Origin of the sequence: Micromonospora sp. NPDC049523, assembly GCF_040676775.1 — a bacterium.
In the GTDB taxonomy this organism is placed as follows: domain Bacteria; phylum Actinomycetota; class Actinomycetes; order Mycobacteriales; family Micromonosporaceae; genus Micromonospora_G.
Window position 1 is genome coordinate 1 of the sequence record NZ_JBFAPP010000040.1, and the last position, 17016, is coordinate 17016.

At 68.5% G+C, this 17016-nt stretch carries 13 protein-coding genes, 2 tRNA genes and 1 pseudogene; 9 read left to right on the forward strand and 7 right to left on the reverse strand.

All coding sequences use genetic code 11. The annotated features are described in order from the left end of the window. Positions 1-113: 113 nt before the first annotated feature. The gene (locus tag AB0J90_RS34340; RefSeq protein ID WP_363603260.1) at positions 114-1229 is read right to left on the reverse strand and encodes a globin domain-containing protein; all 1116 of its coding nucleotides are present in this window, start codon (positions 1227-1229) and stop codon (positions 114-116) included. A gap of 208 nt (positions 1230-1437) precedes the next feature. On the opposite strand from AB0J90_RS34340, the gene AB0J90_RS34345 reads away from it, so the two are divergent. Beyond that, a complete protein-coding gene (locus tag AB0J90_RS34345) occupies positions 1438-2208 on the forward strand; it encodes a CPBP family intramembrane glutamic endopeptidase (protein ID WP_363603261.1) in 771 nt (256 codons plus the stop codon). Between the two features lie 7 nt (positions 2209-2215). Here the strand turns inward: AB0J90_RS34345 and AB0J90_RS34350 are convergent, their stop codons facing one another. Beyond that, on the reverse strand, positions 2216-3004 hold the full coding sequence (locus tag AB0J90_RS34350) for a hypothetical protein (protein ID WP_363603262.1): 789 nt from the start codon (positions 3002-3004) through the stop codon (positions 2216-2218). Between AB0J90_RS34350 and AB0J90_RS34355 the strand changes: the two genes are divergently transcribed. The 3 genes from AB0J90_RS34355 to AB0J90_RS34365 all read left to right on the forward strand — a co-directional run bounded on the left by AB0J90_RS34355 (position 2997) and on the right by AB0J90_RS34365 (position 4111). Continuing rightward, complete coding sequence (locus AB0J90_RS34355; RefSeq protein ID WP_363603263.1) at positions 2997-3476, forward strand: hypothetical protein; 480 nt, start codon at positions 2997-2999, stop codon at positions 3474-3476. The two genes, AB0J90_RS34350 and AB0J90_RS34355, sit on opposite strands and share 8 nt — an antisense overlap. 436 nt (positions 3477-3912) lie before the next feature. Further along, a tRNA-Ser gene (locus AB0J90_RS34360) sits at positions 3913-4003 on the forward strand. Positions 4004-4038: 35 nt separating this feature from the next. Continuing rightward, positions 4039-4111 (forward strand) — tRNA-Arg (locus AB0J90_RS34365). Between the two features lie 486 nt (positions 4112-4597). Here AB0J90_RS34365 and AB0J90_RS34370 read toward each other — a convergent pair. After that, positions 4598-4882 carry a hypothetical protein gene (locus AB0J90_RS34370; protein ID WP_363603264.1) on the reverse strand — a complete coding sequence of 95 codons (285 nt, stop codon included), beginning with the start codon at positions 4880-4882 and terminating at the stop codon, positions 4598-4600. A gap of 327 nt (positions 4883-5209) precedes the next feature. Between AB0J90_RS34370 and AB0J90_RS34375 the strand changes: the two genes are divergently transcribed. Continuing rightward, positions 5210-5416, forward strand: a complete 207-nt coding sequence (locus AB0J90_RS34375; RefSeq protein ID WP_363603265.1) for a hypothetical protein — start codon at positions 5210-5212, stop codon at positions 5414-5416. 133 nt (positions 5417-5549) lie between these two features. Here AB0J90_RS34375 and AB0J90_RS34380 read toward each other — a convergent pair whose 3' ends face one another. Together AB0J90_RS34380 and AB0J90_RS34385 are read right to left on the reverse strand one after the other, a co-directional pair. Next, positions 5550-7148, reverse strand: a complete 1599-nt coding sequence (locus AB0J90_RS34380) for an LPXTG cell wall anchor domain-containing protein (RefSeq protein WP_363603266.1) — start codon at positions 7146-7148, stop codon at positions 5550-5552. A gap of 170 nt (positions 7149-7318) precedes the next feature. Beyond that, entirely contained in the window at positions 7319-7987 is a 669-nt protein-coding gene (locus tag AB0J90_RS34385) for a hypothetical protein (protein ID WP_363603267.1), read from the reverse strand. 182 nt (positions 7988-8169) lie between these two features. Between AB0J90_RS34385 and AB0J90_RS34390 the strand changes: the two genes are divergently transcribed. The 4 genes from AB0J90_RS34390 (at position 8170) to AB0J90_RS34405 (ending at position 13795) form a co-directional block, all read left to right on the forward strand. Beyond that, on the forward strand, positions 8170-9387 hold the full coding sequence (locus AB0J90_RS34390) for a HupE/UreJ family protein (RefSeq protein ID WP_363603268.1): 1218 nt from the start codon (positions 8170-8172) through the stop codon (positions 9385-9387). A 202-nt stretch (positions 9388-9589) separates the two neighbouring features. Continuing rightward, complete coding sequence (locus AB0J90_RS34395; protein ID WP_363603269.1) at positions 9590-11479, forward strand: metallophosphoesterase family protein; 1890 nt, start codon at positions 9590-9592, stop codon at positions 11477-11479. A 93-nt stretch (positions 11480-11572) separates the two neighbouring features. Then, positions 11573-12652 (forward strand): DUF916 domain-containing protein, encoded by a 1080-nt coding sequence (locus AB0J90_RS34400; RefSeq protein ID WP_363603270.1) that lies wholly within the window; start codon positions 11573-11575, stop codon positions 12650-12652. Positions 12653-12775: 123 nt separating this feature from the next. Beyond that, positions 12776-13795: a D-cysteine desulfhydrase family protein gene (locus AB0J90_RS34405; protein ID WP_363603271.1), complete on the forward strand. Its 1020-nt coding sequence runs from the start codon at positions 12776-12778 to the stop codon at positions 13793-13795. 93 nt (positions 13796-13888) lie between these two features. Here the strand turns inward: AB0J90_RS34405 and AB0J90_RS34410 are convergent, their stop codons facing one another. Together AB0J90_RS34410 and rho are read right to left on the reverse strand one after the other, a co-directional pair. Continuing rightward, a complete protein-coding gene (locus AB0J90_RS34410) occupies positions 13889-15529 on the reverse strand; it encodes an RICIN domain-containing protein (protein WP_363603272.1) in 1641 nt (546 codons plus the stop codon). Between the two features lie 184 nt (positions 15530-15713). Then, positions 15714-16883, reverse strand: a pseudogene (gene rho, locus AB0J90_RS34415) (transcription termination factor Rho); the annotation flags it as partial. Positions 16884-17016: the final 133 nt, after the last annotated feature.

The following is a 17016-nucleotide window of genomic DNA, read 5'->3' on the forward strand; positions in this document are numbered from 1 at the left end:
TTTTTTGTTTTTTATTCTAATTATTTTTTTCCCCCCCCCACACCACCACTCCCCCCCCCCCGCGCGGGGGGGGGGGGGGGGGGGGGGGGGGGGGGGGGGGGGGGGTGGTGGGGTTACATGTCGCCGAAGGTGTCGTAGCGGATGTTGGCCGGCGGTACGTCGTGCTGCGCCAGCAGGCGCAGGATCGAACGGACCATCGGCGCCGAGCCGGAGACGAAGCAGTCGTGTGTGGTCCAGGGGCCGTACCGGGCCAGCACCTCGGCCAGGTCGCCGCGCTCGCCGGTGAAACCGTCGTCGACGCTGCACGAGGGCAGGACCGACAGCCAGGGATGCCGGGCGGCGAGTTCGTAGAGTTCGGTGAGGCCGTACAGCTCGTCCTGGCTGTGGCCGCCGAAGAAGACGTGCACCCACCGGGTGCGGTTGTAGAGGGTCAACTCCTCGACCAGTGCCTTGATCGGGGCGAGACCGACACCACCGGCGACGCAGAGGATGTCCCGGTTCGACTTCCGGTCGAGCACCATCGACCCCATCGGCGCCGCCAACCGGAGCAGGTCCCCCGGCTTGATCTTGCGGACCAGGCTGCTGGAGACCCAACCGGCGCCGACCGCCCGGACGTGGAACTCCATCACGTTGTCCTCGGTCGGCGCGTTCGCGACCGAGTAGGTACGCCACAATCGTGGCTGGTAGCGGGGCACTTCGATGCTGACGTACTGGCCGGCTCGGTACGGCAGCGGGAACTGCAGCGGGCGGCAGGTGAAGACGGCCACGTCCCGGCCCCGCCGCTCGTGGGTCAGCACCTCGGCATGCCAGAACGGTGGGTTCGTGTCGTCGGCGGCACCAGCGATCATCTTCTCCGCGATCACCGCGTACGCGTCGCGCCACGCCTGGTCGTACTCGATGGTCCACTGCTCGCCCCCGGCGGTCCGCAACGCCACCAGCAGCGCCTCGCCGACGAGCGCGTAGTGCTCGTCGCTGACGTGGTACTTCCGGTGGTCCCGACCGAGCCCGCGGAGGAAGGCGTCGAACCGCTCCGGATCTTCGACGGTCTGCATCGCGGTGACGATCGCTTCCAGCAGCCGGTCCCGCTGGCCGTCCATCTGTACGGGAAACAGCTCACGCAGTTGCGGGTTGGAGAGGAAGAGTCGGGCGTAGAAATGTGCGGCGATCTTGCCCCGATCCTCTTCGACCAGGGTCCAACTCTCCTTCAACACCTGCGCCAGGTTGTCCATTGCGCCCTTCTCGATGACGACGTGCGGCCGGCGCACGTGCGAGCTGATCGGATGGCGGGACCATTGGGCTGTCCGTCTCGATCAGGATGGACACTCTCCGTGGATGTTGGTCGCACAGAATGTGCGATCGACGCCGGGGCGGGGGTGGCGCGTGGAACTTTCGGGTCCGGGGAGGTCGAGTCGCGGTGGCGTGAGGCAGAGTGGTCGGGTGACGGTTGAGCTCGCCAGGCCGGTGTCCCGCCGGACCATCAGCGCCGAGGTGCTGCTGGTCCTCGGCGTCTCCCTCGGCCAGTCCGCGATCTACGCGATGGTCAACATCATCGGCCGGCTCACCGCCGACCGGCCGCTGTCGCAGCAGACCGCGACACTCAACGCGTCCCAGTCGGCCCGACCCTGGCTCGACCTCACGTACCAGCTGTTGAACATCGCGTTCGCGCTGGTTCCGGTGCTGCTCGCCGTACACCTGCTCAACCGGGACCGGGGCGATGCCCGGCTGACCCTCGGCCTGGACGCCCACCGGCCGGGCCAGGACCTGGCCCGGGGCGCGGGCCTGGCCGCGTTGATCGGCCTGCCCGGACTCGGCCTGTTCTACGTCGCGGCCAAACTCGGGATCAACGTCTCGGTGGTTCCGGCCGCCCTGCCCGACCTGTGGTGGACCGTCCCGGTGCTGGTGCTCGCGGCCGCCCAGAACGCGATCCTGGAGGAGATCGTGGTGGTCGGTTACCTGGTGACCCGGCTGCGCGACCTCGGCTGGCGGGTCGGCGCGGTGATCGCGACGAGCGCGCTGCTGCGCGGTTCGTACCACCTGTACCAGGGTTTCGGCGCGTTCATCGGCAACGCGATCATGGGTGTGATCTTCAGCATCTTCTACCTGCGGACGAAGCGGGTGCTCCCGCTCGTGGTCGCCCACACGCTGCTTGACGTGGTCGCTTTCGTCGGCTATTCGGCGCTACCGTCGAGCTGGCTCGACTGGCTGTAGTCGATCGTCAGACCTGTCGTGCGGCTGGCAGCCGGTAGCGGGTCACCGCTCGGGCGGCGAGCCGCTGGGCCGCGGCCGAGTCGCCCGCGGCGGCTGCGAGCATCGCCGCTCCGGGCAGCAGCCGGGCCGCCAACCGCAGCATCACCCAGCCACCGGCCTGCGCCGCGAGCGGTGCGGCCAGCCGCCAGCCCGCCTCCGCCAACCGGTGCAGACCGCCACCGTCCCCGTCCGGCGTCGCCGCGACCGCGGCGGCGAGCGCATCACGGGCACTCCCGTCGTCCGGGTGCACCTGGGCCAGGACCAGCAGGTCGATTGCGCGTTCCGGATCGGTCGGGTCGCGGTCGTAGGCGGCCGCGAGGTGCAGAACCAGCTCGGCCTGGGTCCAGGAGACCGCGGCCAGCTCGGCGAGCGGTGCGAACAGGCCGGCAGCGGCCGATGCCGCGCCGCCCGCACCGGCCAGCCGGACGAACCGGGTGGTGACCAGCCGAGCCAGGCCGTCCGGGGTCGCGGTGGGATAACTCGCCCTGGTCCGGGCCGCCCAGGCCGCGGCCGCCGGCCCCAGCGCCCGTACGGCGGCAAGAGCCAACAGTTCGGGGGCAAAGCCGGGATGCTCGAACAGGCGCGCGGTGATCGGCGGTTGGCCTGCTTCCGGCGTACGCACCAACGCCCGCTGTTCCGCCTCCGGCGCCTCGGCGGTTGTCGGTTCGGCGGTCGCCGGTTCGGCGGTCGCCGGTCCGGTGGTCAGCGGTCTGGTGGTTGCTGGTTCGGGCGGGGGTGGGGCTGTTTGGGTGGGCACGGCCAGTGGCTCGGTGTGTTTGGTCGCTTTCGCAGCCTTCGCAGCCTTCGTTGCCTTTGTGGCGGCGGCCGTCGTCTTCGTGGCAGCGGTCTTCCGGGCGGCCCGCTTGACCGGCGCTGGCTCGGCCATGGATGACGGAACGGCGACCGGGCCTGTCGAGCCTGTCGGGCCTGTTGAGCCTGTCGGGGTGATCGGAGGCGGCGGCGAGGAAGGGTCGGTCGCAGTGGCGGCCCCGGGCTCGCTCGGCTCTTCCAGGGCGACCTTCTTCGACGCCGTCGTCTTCTGCGGACTGCTCGTGGGCGCGGCGGTCCTGGGAGTGGCGCTCTTGGGTGCGGCGGTCCTGGGGGTGGCGCTCTTGGGTTCGGCCGCCGCCTTGGGGGTGGTGCTTTTGGCGGCGGTGGTCTCGGGGGTGGTCGACTTTTTCGGGGCGCTCGTCTTGCGGGGCGCTTCGACCGTCGAGGGCTCGGGCTGATCGGTCGCCGCATCACCGGTGGCCTCGGAGACGGGCGGGTTCCGGGTCGGCTCGACGGGAGGCGGCGCCGGGCGCGCCGGCTGCTCATCGGCCGGCGGCTGGAAGAGCACCGCCGGTGCGGCCCTGCCCGTACGTGCGGCGGTCGGTGGTGGCGGGTCTGGCTGCGGCGGGGCCGTGAAAGCTGCCTTCGGCGTACGGGAGCGGGGCGTCGACTTCGCCTGCGGTCGGCGGCCGGGCGCGGGGTCGGTGGGCGGCTGCTCCTCCATGCCCAGCGAGCCTAGTCCGGTTCATCGAGGTTCACCTCCCGGAAAATTCGCCCGTACGAGCCGCCGCGCGGTGCTCGGCGGCGCGTCGCGTACGCCGCGCGGGATACTCGCTTTGCCTCGCCCGGTACGGGACCTGTATTCTCGGTCGGCGGTGGTCTGATGACCACCGGGGAGACTTCGCCTAGTCTGGTCTATGGCGCCGCACTGCTAATGCGGTTGGGGTCTTAAAGCCCCTCCCGGGTTCGAATCCCGGAGTCTCCGCGCGAGATTGGCTTGTGTATGCTGATCGAGCACCTGCGCCCGTAGCTCAACGGATAGAGCATCTGACTACGGATCAGAAGGTTAGGGGTTCGAGTCCCTTCGGGCGCACAAACAGCCCTCCAGCAGCCCATATCGGCTGGTGGAGGGCTTCTTTGTGTCTAGCCATCTCCGGTTACACCGTCTGACCTTCGGTCACGATCAACTCGCTGCACGTAATTGCCGCGAGGGGTCCCTCAAGATCCGAAAGTCGGTCGACCTGTACCACCCCGAACTACCGGGAAACCGAAGCTTCCCACGGCGAGGTAGAGGGCTACGTTTTCCACGTCCTTGGGCGAGGAGTGCATCCAGCGCCTGTGGACGGCCCCGGCGATGTCCGAGCCTTCGAGAACCGGGCAGTCTGTGAGGAATCGGCGCCTACCTCGCCTATGGTGTAAGTGACTTTCCTGAAGGTGGAGAAGCCGATCCCGGTTGTGGGTGGCGAGATCCTGAAGCGGCAGATGTGAGCCCAGTGCCGCCCGCCACGCTTGCTACTCGCTGTCTGGATACGAAAGCACCCCCAGCCTGTAGGAGCCGAGGGTGCTTCTGTGTCTAGGGCTAGTCCGGGACGCCCAGCTCTGCCCAGTTGAAGAACCGTTCGTAGAGGTCACGGGTTGAAGGAGTCTCCCCCTTGGAGGGGTTGAGGGCGCAGAGGTCGTTGAGGCAGTCGACCCACTGCGACGCGAGAAGCATGCTGAGGCTGAGCTTCATCCCCCGGTAGCCGGTCAGCAGTTCGGTCTTCGCGGTCGGGCACGGCCACTCGTTCCCGCAGCGGATGCACCGCCAGTGCGGACGACCGGGAACGTGGAAGGGGTTGCCGGGTACGGCCGAGGGCCAGCTCATCGGGATAGCCGGCGGTAGCTCCGCGCTCACCTCCGTCCCACCAGGGCTCGCGCTACGTCGTAGCCGTAGCGCTGACCGAGGGTCATCCGGGGGTAGAGATCCGTCCGGGCGTTGTTCCAGGAAACCGGGTCATAGGGCTCGGGTATCGCCGGAGGCGGGGCGACCGGGAAGACAGCCCTGTAGAAGGCGGACCGCCTGCGTCGCCACGGGAGCCACCTGATCAGGGCGCGAAACGGAGAGTGCGGGCTCATAGACCCGACTCTAGGGCTCCGCTAGTCAAATGGCTATACCCAATTGACTAGAGTTGCGGCTGCCTAGGTTCGATCTATGGAGCGCGGACCGGGGCCGCTGATGGGGCCGTTCGAGATCGCCGAGCGTCTTGGCGTCTCGCGGCAGAGGTTCCAGCAGCTCGTTCGCTACCCGACCTTCCCTGCCCCGTACCAGGAGTTACGCGGGATGAAGGTCTGGCTCGCTTCGGAGATCGAAGCCTGGATCGCGGAGTACCGCCCGACGCCTCCGGCCGACGAAGAGTAGGGGTCGGTAGCCCGTCAGGCGTGCGTCTCCGGTACGAGGTACCTTCCCGCTCGGGTAGGGGCGGGAGTCCGGAAACGGGGCACGCCCCGTCGGCCGGTCAGCGGCCAACGGGGCGTGCGTGAACAGGTTTGGATCAGGCGACGAAGCGCATCCGACGACGCCGGGCCAGCACGAAGCCGACTGCACCGGCTCCGAGCAGCAGTACGCCCACACCGGCCATGAGGCCGGCCGAGGCGCCGGTGATCGGCAGGCCGCCGTCACCGCCACCGGTGCCGCCGTCACCACCGTCGCCGTCGCCGCCGTTGCCGGTGGCGTTGACCAGGATCTTGGCGATGTCGTTCGAGGAGTCCAGGTCCTTGGAGAAGTAGCTCTCGCACTCGCACTTCGGGTTGGCCGTGACCTGGCCGGTCGCGTCGGCGATCACCTGGTCGATGCGGAAGCCGAAGTCGAACGTACGCTTCTCGCCCGCGATGCTGATCGACTCGGAGTAGCACCGGTAGTCGGTCGCGCCGGCCTTGCCCGGGTTCTCCCAGTCGAACTCGTCGCCCTTGAACGGGACGCAGTCCTCGGGCACGGTGACCGCGGTCGTACCGGTCGGCACCTTGACGTCCACGCTGGTGACCGCACCGCCACGCCGGCTGGCGTCGATCGTCGCCGGGCCGTTGTTCTGGAATCCGATGGTCGCGGGGACGACCTTGCCGGCTTCGCCGGAGATGCTGGCGCCGAGTGCGGAGAGGTCGGCACCGTTCTTGCCGGTGACGGTGACCTCGAGGTGGCTCCAGTTGTTGCTCGGATCGGTGTCGGCCTGCGCCCTGCGGGCGCTGGCGCTGCTCACCTCCGCCAACGTGAGTTCACCGCCGTTGCCCGGCTTGCCGATCTCCACGCCGTTGCTCTTGGTGTACGCGGTGAAGTCCTCGAACTCCGCCGCGGTGAGCCAGGAAACCTCGCCGTACGCGCCGCCCGGTGCGTACGTGTCGGCGCCCAGCGCGTACGGCAGGGTCGCGGTGTACGACTTGCCAGCCGCCAGCGGCTGGTCGAAGTAGCAGGAACGGAGTTCGTCCTCCACGTACGTGCAGTTACTGAACTGCTTGTCCGCACGGATCGCGTAGTCGTTGAAGAAGAGCGCGTTGGTGCCGGTGACCGTGGTCTCGCCGACGTTGCGGACGGTGGCGGGGCTGGTGAACTTTCCGCCCGGCTGCGCCGTCGCCTGCTGCTCGGCGCCCGCGGCCAGGTCCACGCCCTCGCCGATCCGGATCCGCGACTCGTGGGTGACGGTGTCGAAGCCGGCCGCGTCGAAGCTGACCTTCAACGTGCCCTCGACGCCGTCCTTGACGCCATCGGCGGGGGCGATGTTGACCTCGTAGAGCCCGGATGCACCCCACTCGTCGACGTAGTCGACGTGTTCCCATTCGGGCGCGTACGAGCAGACGAGGCGGTTGGAGCCGGCCGGCGTGCACGTGTCGGAGCCGGCGCCCGACTTGGAGATCTGCACCTTGCCGGCCAGGTTGCTGAAGTCGTACGTGATCTTGACGCCGTGCAGGGCGAGCGGCTCGGAGCCGTACAGGATCGGGGAATCCACGATGCCCGGGCTGTCCGCCGCGATCGTGCTGTCCAGGAAGTAGACGCCGAGGCTGGGTTGCTCGGGCGCGGCGCTCGCGGGAGCCGCGGTGGCGACCAGCGCGCCGACGACGCCAAACCCGGCGAGCCAACGCCGGGCATTGGTGTTACGCATGAAGAGAGGTCCTCCCGTGGGGGTACAGGTGAAGCTCCCGGAGCGTACGGGCGGTTGGATCGGGAGATCGACCCATGGAACGATTTCTGGCCGAACGGCCGATCATGAAATCCTCTCGTACTTATCGACGAAAGCGTCGAGCCTTTCCATACATGGGTTACATGAGGCAGTCAGAGCTGGTCGAGCCAGACCACGATCCCGGTCAGGTCGTTGAGTACGGCCGCGACGCCCGCCCTGATGGCGGCGGCGCAGCGCTCGCCGGTGAACGAGGTGGGGTCGTACGTCGAGGAAGCGCCGAGCCCTTCGCCACGGAACGACGCTCCGGACCAGTCGACCGACGTGACGTTGTGGGTGGGCTCGGCCAACTCCGCTCCGACCACGAGGATCTGCTGTGACAGGTGGCTCGGTGCGACCAGGGCGAGGGGGTCGATGAGGTCGTTGCCCGCGCTGACGATGAGGTCCGGGGCCATGCCGAGGGCCTTGGTGATGCTGGTGACGGGATCGTGCGGGTCGGCGGTCACCGTCTTGAGGTCGACGTCCTCCTCCTCGGCCCAGTCCCTGACCGCCGTTACGAGGGCCTTGGTCGGGCTGTCGTCCCCCGCGGTGAGCAGCACCACGCGATAGCCCTTCGACGGGTGGACGCCAGTCCAGGAGCCCGGTCGCGGCGTGACGGTCGCCTCCGGGGCGGGCGGGGCGGACGGGTCGACGAACCCGGGGCCGAGAGTGCCGATGGCGCTGGGTTTGGGATGCGGCCGGGACCAGTCGTCGCCGGAGCCGCATCCGGTGACCAAGGCGGCGACCGCGGCCAACGTGGCGACGGCCCGAAACGGGGGGCGCAAGTGATCGTCCTCTTCGGTGGTGGCGGAAGGTGCGCGTAGTTCTTTGTATTCCTATCCCAACTACTTCCGGGGTCGGCCGGCGGGCCGTTCTTCCGGGAGTTTGTTTTCCAGCGGTTCGCCAGTGGTCGGGCTGGTGTTAACCCTCGCCATGCAACGTGCACTGGCCATTACGAGGGAGCCGCATGATGAGACCCGTCCGCCGTACCGTTATCGTCACCGTTGTCGGGATCGCTGCGGCGGTAATCGCCATTCTGAACGCCGTACCTGCGTTGGCCCATGGATTTTCGTCCACCGTGTACGCGAATATCACAGCGGGAGACGAGGGTCACATACGGACGAAGTTGGGGCTCGAATACGACCTGTTCGTCGTGTCCGCCGCCGACTACGAGGATGACGATTCTCTCTTCCGGGAAGGAACCGCCGCATTCGACGCGGGCGACACCGGGGCGCAGGCGGCGGCGCTCAGGACCCATACGGAGTCGGCCACCAAATATGTCACCGAGCGTTTCTCGGTGACCTCGGACGGTCAGGCCTGCACGGCAAAGCAGGTCGGCGACGCGGCCATGTCCGAGCGGGAGGGTGTGCCGTACGCCGATCTGCTGTTCGACTGGACCTGCCCGGCGCGGGCCGACGCGCACGAGGTGCGCAGCGGTCTTTTCCCTGACGGGGAGGGTTACGTCAAGGGCACCAAGACGATCGTCACGTACGAGATCGACGGCCGTTCCGGCTCTGCCGCGCTCGACTCGGCCAACCCGTCCTTCTCCACCGGCCAGGCCTGGTACGAGCGGTTCCGGGAGTTCTTCGTCCTGGGTGCCGAGCACCTGCTGACCGGGATCGACCACATCCTGTTCCTGCTGGCGCTCATCGCCGGGTCGCGGCGCCTGCGCGAGATCGTGCTCGCGGCCACCAGCTTCACCCTGGCGCACTCGGTGACGTTCATGCTCGCCGCCCTCGGCCTGGTCGACGTGCCCGCGAGTGTCGTGGAACCAGTGATCGCGCTGTCGATCGCCGTGGTCGCCGGCTGGCACCTGTGGGGGATCTGGCGACGCGGTGACCATGCCACCGACCTGGAGACGGCTGGCCGAGGTCACTTCAGTCTCGACCGCCGGGGCTGGATCCGTCTCGCGGTCGTGTTCTGCTTTGGTCTCGTACACGGCCTGGGCTTCGCGGGCGCACTGGGAATCGACGAAGCGTGGTCCTGGACTCTGCTGTGGTCTTTGCTGGTGTTCAACGTCGGCATCGAAACTGTGCAGTTGACGATCATCGCGGTGGTGTTCCCGTTGCTGATCGTATTGCGGCGCCGTGCGCCGAAACTCGGACTCTGGGCGACGGGCGTCGTTTCTGCGGGCGTGTCCATCATGGGGCTGATCTGGTTCGTCGAACGCCTGTCTGCGTCCTGAGTCAGTCCAGGTATCTCGGAAAGTCCAGGCATCCGCAAGATCACGTTCATGACCGGTTCACCATCTGGGTAAAGCTTGAGATGCGATTCCCCGTCATCGGGACAGGCTTTTCCATATATCTATTGGAAAGCTTTCCATGTCTCTATCGAATAAGGAACGGAAATCGATGACATCGAGCAACACGACACGAGCCTCCGGGCTTGTGCGCCGACGTGTGGCCACCGGGGCCACCGCGGCATTCCTGGGCTTGGCGGTAGCCGCCGGTAGCGGCCTGGCGTCCGCCGCCAGCGCGGCCGAGTCCACCTCGCTCACCGGCATCGTCCTCGGCGTGGGCGCCAACGAGACCCAGCGCATCGTGACCTGGTACTCCTCGGCCGACACCGCGCAGAAGATCCAACTGGCCCCGACCGCCGAGATCGTCAACGGCGAGTTCCCGGCCAGCGCCCTCAGCTTCGACGCCACCGGTGGGGCGAACATCGCCACCAGCGGCGGCTTCAACCGTCACGCCACGATCACCGGCCTGAAGGAGCACACGGCGTACTCGTACCGTGTCGGCTCCGAGGGCAACTGGTCCCCGGCGTACTCGTTCAAGACGCAGGACTTCGAGGGCGACTACGACTTCCTGTTCTTCGGCGACCCGCAGATCGGCTCCTCCGGCGACATCGCCAAGGACCAGGCCGGTTGGCAGGACACCCTGAACGTCGCGCTCACCGCGAACCCGAACATCGAGATGCTGGTGTCCGGCGGTGACCACGTCGAGACGGCCAACACCGAGGCCCAGTGGAACGCCTTCCTCGCCCCCGACCAGCTCCGCCAGTACCCCGTCGCGGCCACGATCGGTAACCACGACGTCGGCGGCAAGGCCTGGGAACAGCACCACTTCACCCCGAACACGGACCGCTCGGCCCCGTACTACGCCAACGGGAACCCGGCCTCCAACACCTCGGGTGGCGACTACTGGTACATCTACAAGGACGTGCTGTTCATCGACCTGAACAGCAACAGCTACGCCACCTCCTCGGGCGGCGGCGGCGACGAGGCGCACACCGCGTACGTCACCGACGTCATCAACCAGCACGGCACCGAGGCCAAGTGGAAGGTGCTCGTCTACCACCACTCGATCTACTCGCCGGCCTCGCACGCCAAGGACGGCGACAACAAGGCGCGTCGGGTCGACTTCCCGACCACGTTCTCGAAGCTCGGCGTGGACATGGTGCTGCAGGGCCACGACCACAGCTACTCCCGTAGCTACCTGATCAAGAACGGCGAGAAGGCGGACCCGAGCGAGCAGCCCGGTGCCGAAGACGTCGTCGCCGGCCCCGGCGGCGTCCTCTACGTGACCGCGAACTCGTCCTCCGGCTCGAAGTACTACGACATCACCAAGCCGGACAGCAGCGGCACCAGCGGCGCGGGCAACGGCGCCGACCCGTTGAACCCGGACAACTACTGGTACAACTCGGTCGAGAACCAGGAGCACGTCCGGACCTACGTCAAGGTCCAGGTGCGCAACGACAAGCTCGTCGTCGAGAACATCCGCAGCGCCGCCAACGGCGACCAGGGTGTCGGCTCCATCGTCGACAAGGTTTCGGTGCACCCGTACCACGCCGACGGCCAGGACCTCCAGGTGAACGTGCCGAACGTGGCTCCGGGCGAGTTCGGTTGGACGATCGACGGCAACAACGGCCTGGTGGACCTCGGCACCGCGCAGGAGGTCAACGGCGACCACTTCGAGGCGGCGGGCAAGATCAACCCGATCATCGTCTCGGACAGCCGCCGCTCGCTCTCGCCCTGGTCGATCTCGGCCAGCGTGGGTGACTTCCAGGACGCCGACAAGAAGTTCTCCGGCTCCTACCTCGGCTGGACCCCGTACGTGCTCGACGCGGGTGCCGGTGCCCAGGCGAGCGCCCCGGTGCTCTCCTCCTACGACGACCAGGGCCAGGGCCTGTCGGTCTCGCGCGGCCTCGGTTCGGCCGAGCAGGGCCACCCCCGTGGCTCGGCCAAGCTCGGCGCTGACCTGGGCCTGAAGTTCCCGGACAGCATCGACAAGGGCAGCTACCGCGCGACCCTCACGATCACCGCGCTGAGCAGCTGATCGAATCCGCTTCACCGGGCGGGGTAGGCACCTTCGGGTGCTTACCCCGCCGCTCCGCTCCAACCCCGCTCCAGATCCCCTGAGGACCACGAGATGCAATCGTCCGCAACGCTCCAGAAGACCAGCGTCGCCGCCCTTTTCCGTACCGCGGCCCTGGCCCTGACCGCCGTCTTCGCGGTCGTCGGCCTGGCCGCCGGCCCAGCCCTGGCGGCGGACGGCGACGTCGCCTGGACGGTGAGGACGGCCTCCAACAGCTACGGCGCCGACCGGTCCAGCTTCAGTTACGCCGTCAACCCCGGCGGCGCGGTAGACGACGCCATGGTCGTCGCCAACCACGGCCCGGTCGCGCTCGACCTGACCGTCTACGCCGCCGACGGGTTCACCACCGACACCGGCCAGCTCGACCTGCTCGCCAAGGACGGTAAGTCGGTCGGAATCGGCGCCTGGGTCAAGGCCGGCGGCGGCAGCGTCCACGTCGAGCCCGGCAAGACCGCCGAGGTTCCCTTCAAGGTCACCGTCCCGGACAACGCCACGCCCGGCGACTACGTGGGCGGCATCCTGACCTCCCTGACGCAGCCCGACCAGGCGGCGGGCATCAACGTGGACCGGCGCCTCGGCATCCGGATCAAGCTGCGGGTCGGCGGCGAGCTCAAGCCGAACCTCGCGATCGAGGACCTGCACGTGGACTACGACGGTACGTCCAACCCCTTCGCCAAGGGCGACGCCACCGTCACGTACACGATCCACAACAGCGGCAACGCGGTCCTGTCCGCCCAGCAGGCGGTGTCGGTCTCGGGTCCGTTCGGCTGGCTGCGGGTCGGCGCTGGCGAGATCAAGTCGCCACCGGAGCTGCTCCCGGGTGAGAGCCGGGAGGTGTCCGTACCCGTCCACGGTGTGGCACCCGCCCTCAGGCTGGCCGCGACCGTGACCCTCACACCCCTGCTCACCGACGCGTCGGGCTCCACCACCCCGCTCGAACCGGTCGAGGCCACGACGCACGGCTGGGCCACCCCGTGGCAGCTGTTGCTGCTGGTCGTCGTACTGCTCGCTGTTGTCGTCGGTGCGTTCCTGCTCGCCCGCCGCAACCGCGTACGGCGCAAGCAGCGCGAGGACGGCCGGGTCCGCGACGCCGTCGCGCAAGCACTCCGCGACAAGACCCCAGACGTACGCTGACCACCCGACTCTGGCTGGGCTGTGGCGAGTTTCTACCCTGGTGGGGGTAGTGGAACGCCACAGCTCGACCGACACCTGCCCGCCGCAGGCTGCGATGATGCCGGTGGGGGAAGGGAAGGTGCGATGACGGTTTTCGACTCTGTGGCGGTACCGGGTCGGCGGGTGACGTTGGGCAGTTGGCCCACTCCCGTCGAGCCCGCCCCCCGACTCGCCGAGGCCATCGGGCTCGCCCCCGGCGGTCTGTGGCTGAAGCGGGACGACCTCGGTGGTCTCGGCGGAGGTGGCAACAAGGTCCGCAAGCTCGAATGGACCGTCGGCGCCGCGCTCGGCAACGGCGCGGACACCCTGGTCACGACCGGTGCGCCGCAGAGCAACCACGCCCGGCTCACCGCCGCCGCGGGCGCCCGGTTCGGTCTGCGGGTGGTGCTGGTCTTCCCCGGCGAGCCGGGTCGGTCCAGCTCCGGAAACCTGGCCCTGGACGGTCTCTTCGGAGCCGAGGTCCACTGGGCCGGTGACGTGGACCGGGGCCAACTCGCCACCGTCGCCGCCGGGGTCGTCGACGAGTTGCGTCGGGGCGGGGCACGGCCCGAGCTGATTCCGTTCGGCGGCTCCAACGCCGTCGGCGCGTACGGCTATGTCGAGGCGGGTCGGGAACTGCTGGCCCAGGTGGCCGATGTCGACGTCGTCGTGGTCGCGCTCGGCTCCGGCGCCACCATGGCCGGACTTGTGGTGTCCCTCGGTGCCGATAGGGTGCTCGGCGTCGACGTCGGCGCCCTGGCCGAACCGGCAGAGGCGGTCGCCGCCCTCGCCGGTCAGGTCGCCGGCACGAGTGTCCCCGCCGACGAGCTGCGTATCCGGGGCGACCAGGTCGGCGACGGCTACGGCCACCTCACCCGGCAGTCCGCCGAAGCGCTCGAACTGACCGCGCGCAGCGAGGGCATCGTGCTCGATCCGATCTACACGGGCCGGGCGATGGCGGGCCTGATCGCGGCCGTACGGGACGGGGACATCGCCCCGGAGGCCAAGACGGTTTTCCTGCACACCGGTGGTCTGCCCGGACTGTTCGGCCACCCCGACACCGTCACCTGGGCCGAATCGGCTCTCGGTCGCTACCGTCCCGGCCCGGCCGGCAACGCGTCCTGACGCCCGGAAGGGCCACACCCGCCGTCGGCAGGCCGCGGCCCTTCCGTCGTACGCGCCTTCCGTCGTACGCGTCAGAGCATCATCTGAAGCCGCTCAGCACCAGCTCAACGTGGAGTTGACCCGGGTCACGTTGCGGACCACGTTGTTGGCGCCACCGCAGGGATTCTGGGTGATGTTCGTGTTGGTCACGGTCAGGTTCTGCAACGTGATGCCGGAGGAGATCGGGAACTCCGTACGGGCGGCGACCCTGACCTCGCCGCCGCCGGTGACCGTCCCGGAGACCCCGGCGATCGTGACGTTGTAGCAGTTCTCCACCAGGATCGAGTTGTTGCCGGTGTTCGAGATGGTCACCCGGTCGATGACCGCACCGCCGCTCTCCGAGACGCAGAAGATCCCGCGTCCGCCACCACGGGCGATCACGGTGCCGACCCGGATGTTCGTCGGGTAGCTGCTGCCGACCCGGCCGTTGCGGTTCGCCATCCGGAACGCCGCGTACCCGGTGCCGGTGCCGGCGTTGTCGGCGTCGACGGTCCCGACGGTGGCGTTGATCGTGTCGTTGAGCAGCAGGCCCGATTCGCCGGTGCTGCGGGCGGTGACGGTGCCGACGGTCAGCCCGTCCACCCCGTACGTCTCCACGCCCTGGCTGCTGGTGCCCTGCACGTACACGTTGTCGATCCGGATGTTGCGTACTTTCACCGCGCGGTCCCCGCCGTGGTTGTCGATCCGTACGCCGAGGCCGCTGGACAGTCGCATGTCGATCTGGCCCAGGATCAGGTTGTCGACGTTGCGCATGAAGATTCCGTACAGGGGTGATCCGGTGAGGTTCAGGTGCTGCACCTCGATGTCGGTGGCGCCTCGGGCGTACACCGGTGCCTGGTCTCCGGAGCCGGATCCGGTCACGTTGATCGTGCCGCAGACGTCGAGGATGGTGTAGCTCGGCAGGGAGAGACGCGATCCGGCGCTCATCGACCCCGAGCCGCGTACGACCACCCGCTGTTTCGAGGTACGCCCCGAGGAGAGGCTGTTCACCGCGGCCTGCATCGCGGAGCGCATGTCGCTGCCGGTGTAGACCGTGCTGCCGCCGTTGCGGGCGGTCCAGGTGCTCCCGTTCAGCGCCGCCTCGGCGTTGAACGAGCCGCTGCCGCAGCCGGTGCCACCTCCGCCGGAACCGATCCGGTTGAGTTGCCACTGTTGGTTCCAGCCGTCCAGGTCCTGGAACTGGGAGATGATCCCGCCGTCGGCGGTGGACCATTCCCAGATGTCCAGCGCCTTTCCGCTGTGCCGGTTGACGAAGCGTACGTACCCGCCGTCGGAGTCGGCGACCTGGAAGTGTTGGCGGGTGGTGCCGTTGTCGGCGTTCTGCACGAGTTGGGTGCCGTCGTTGGCGTTGGGCAACTCGAGGAACTTGCCGCTGTGCCGGGATCTGATCTTGTAGTACCCGCTGCCCGCGTCGACGAACTGCCACTGCTGCTGGTTTCCGTCGTTGCGGGCCCACTGCACGATCGGCGCGCCGTCGCCGGTGGCGAAGTTGTAGACGTCGAGCGCCTTGCCGCTGTGTCGCGAGGTGATGACGTAGTAGGCGCCGGTGTCGATGGTGGCGGCCGAGGCCGGCTGCGGGTTGACGGTGGCGACGGTGCCGACGGCGATGGCCGTGGCGACGGCGAGGCCGATCCGGCGGCGGTGTCGGCGGGATCTGTTGGCGGGGACGGGTTGGGTGGCGGCGGTGAGTGTCATTGGTCCTCCCGGACCTGGGGGTCGCGCTGCCCCGGGAAAGCCCGGTGCCGGGCGACGCACCGGGCAGAGGAAAGGGCTTTCCAATAGCACCCGCACGCTAACGAATCGTTTCAATCAAGTCAAGTTCATCGATGGGATGCCACGGCTGACCGCCGCGCCGGTATGACCCTGGGAAGCGGGCCGGCTAGCGCCGGGTACGCGACGCGGTGCCCGCCGGCAGGGTGCCGCCCGAGATCCGGGTCAGGAACTCGAAGTTGCTGCCGGACTTGCGTAGCTGGTCGAGCAGCTGCTCGAGGGACTGCTGGGCGTCCTGGCCGCTGAAAGCCCGACGCAACCGACCGATGATGGCCAGCTCCTCCGGTGCCAACAGGACCTCTTCCATCCGGGTGCCGGAGGAGTGGATGTCGACCGCCGGGAACATCCGCTTCTCGGCGAGCTTGCGGTCCAGGCGCAACTCGGCGTTGCCGGTGCTCTTGAACTCCTCGAAGATGACCGAGTCCATCGCCGAGCCGGTGTCGACCATGGCGGTGGCGATGATGGTCAGCGAGCCGCCGTTTTCCATGTTGCGGGCGGCACCGAGCAGCCGCTTCGGCGGGTGCAGCGCGGCCGAGTCGATACCACCGGACATGGTCCGGCCGCCGGTCGGCGCCGCCAGGTTGTACGCCCTGGCCAGTCGCGTGATCGAGTCGAGCAGTACCACCACGTCCTGGCCGAGTTCGACCAGTCTCTTCGCCCGCTCGATGGCCAGTTCAGCGATCGTGGTGTGGTCCTGCGTCGGCCGGTCGAAGGTCGAGGCGATGACCTCGCCCTGGACCGACCGCTGCATGTCGGTGACCTCTTCGGGGCGTTCGTCCACCAGCACCACCATCAGGTGGCACTCGGGATTGTTGCGGCTGATGGCGTTGGCGATGGCCTGCATGACCATGGTCTTGCCGGCCTTCGGCGGTGACACGATAAGTGCCCGCTGACCCTTGCCCAGCGGCATCACCAGGTCGATCAGCCGGGTGGTGAGGAGGTTCGGCTCGGTTTCCAGGCTCAACCGCTCCTGCGGGTACAACGGCGTCAGCTTGTAGAAGTCCGGTCGCCGCCGGGCCTCCTCCGGGTCGGCACCGTTGACCGTGTCCAACCGGACCAGCGGCTGGTGCCGGCGTTGGTCGTCGTCGGGGGCGGGACGGGCCGCGCCGGTCACGGCGTCGCCCCGGCGGAGGCCGTACTTCCTGGCCTGGGCGATCGAGACGTAGACGTCGTCCGGGCCGGGCAGGTAACCACCGGTACGGATGAAGCCGTGGTTGTCCTGCAGGTCGAGGATCCCGGCGACCGGTACGAGCGCGGTGTCGTCGCCGATCCGGGTCTCGTCCTGGCTGTCGCCGCGCGTCCGGTCCCGGGTGGTGCGGGTGCGGCGGCCGTTGTTGGTGTTGCCGGTGCGGCCGTCGGCACGGCGCGGGGTCCGGGTGGACCGGCGGGCGGTGCCGCCCGAGGGGGCGTCG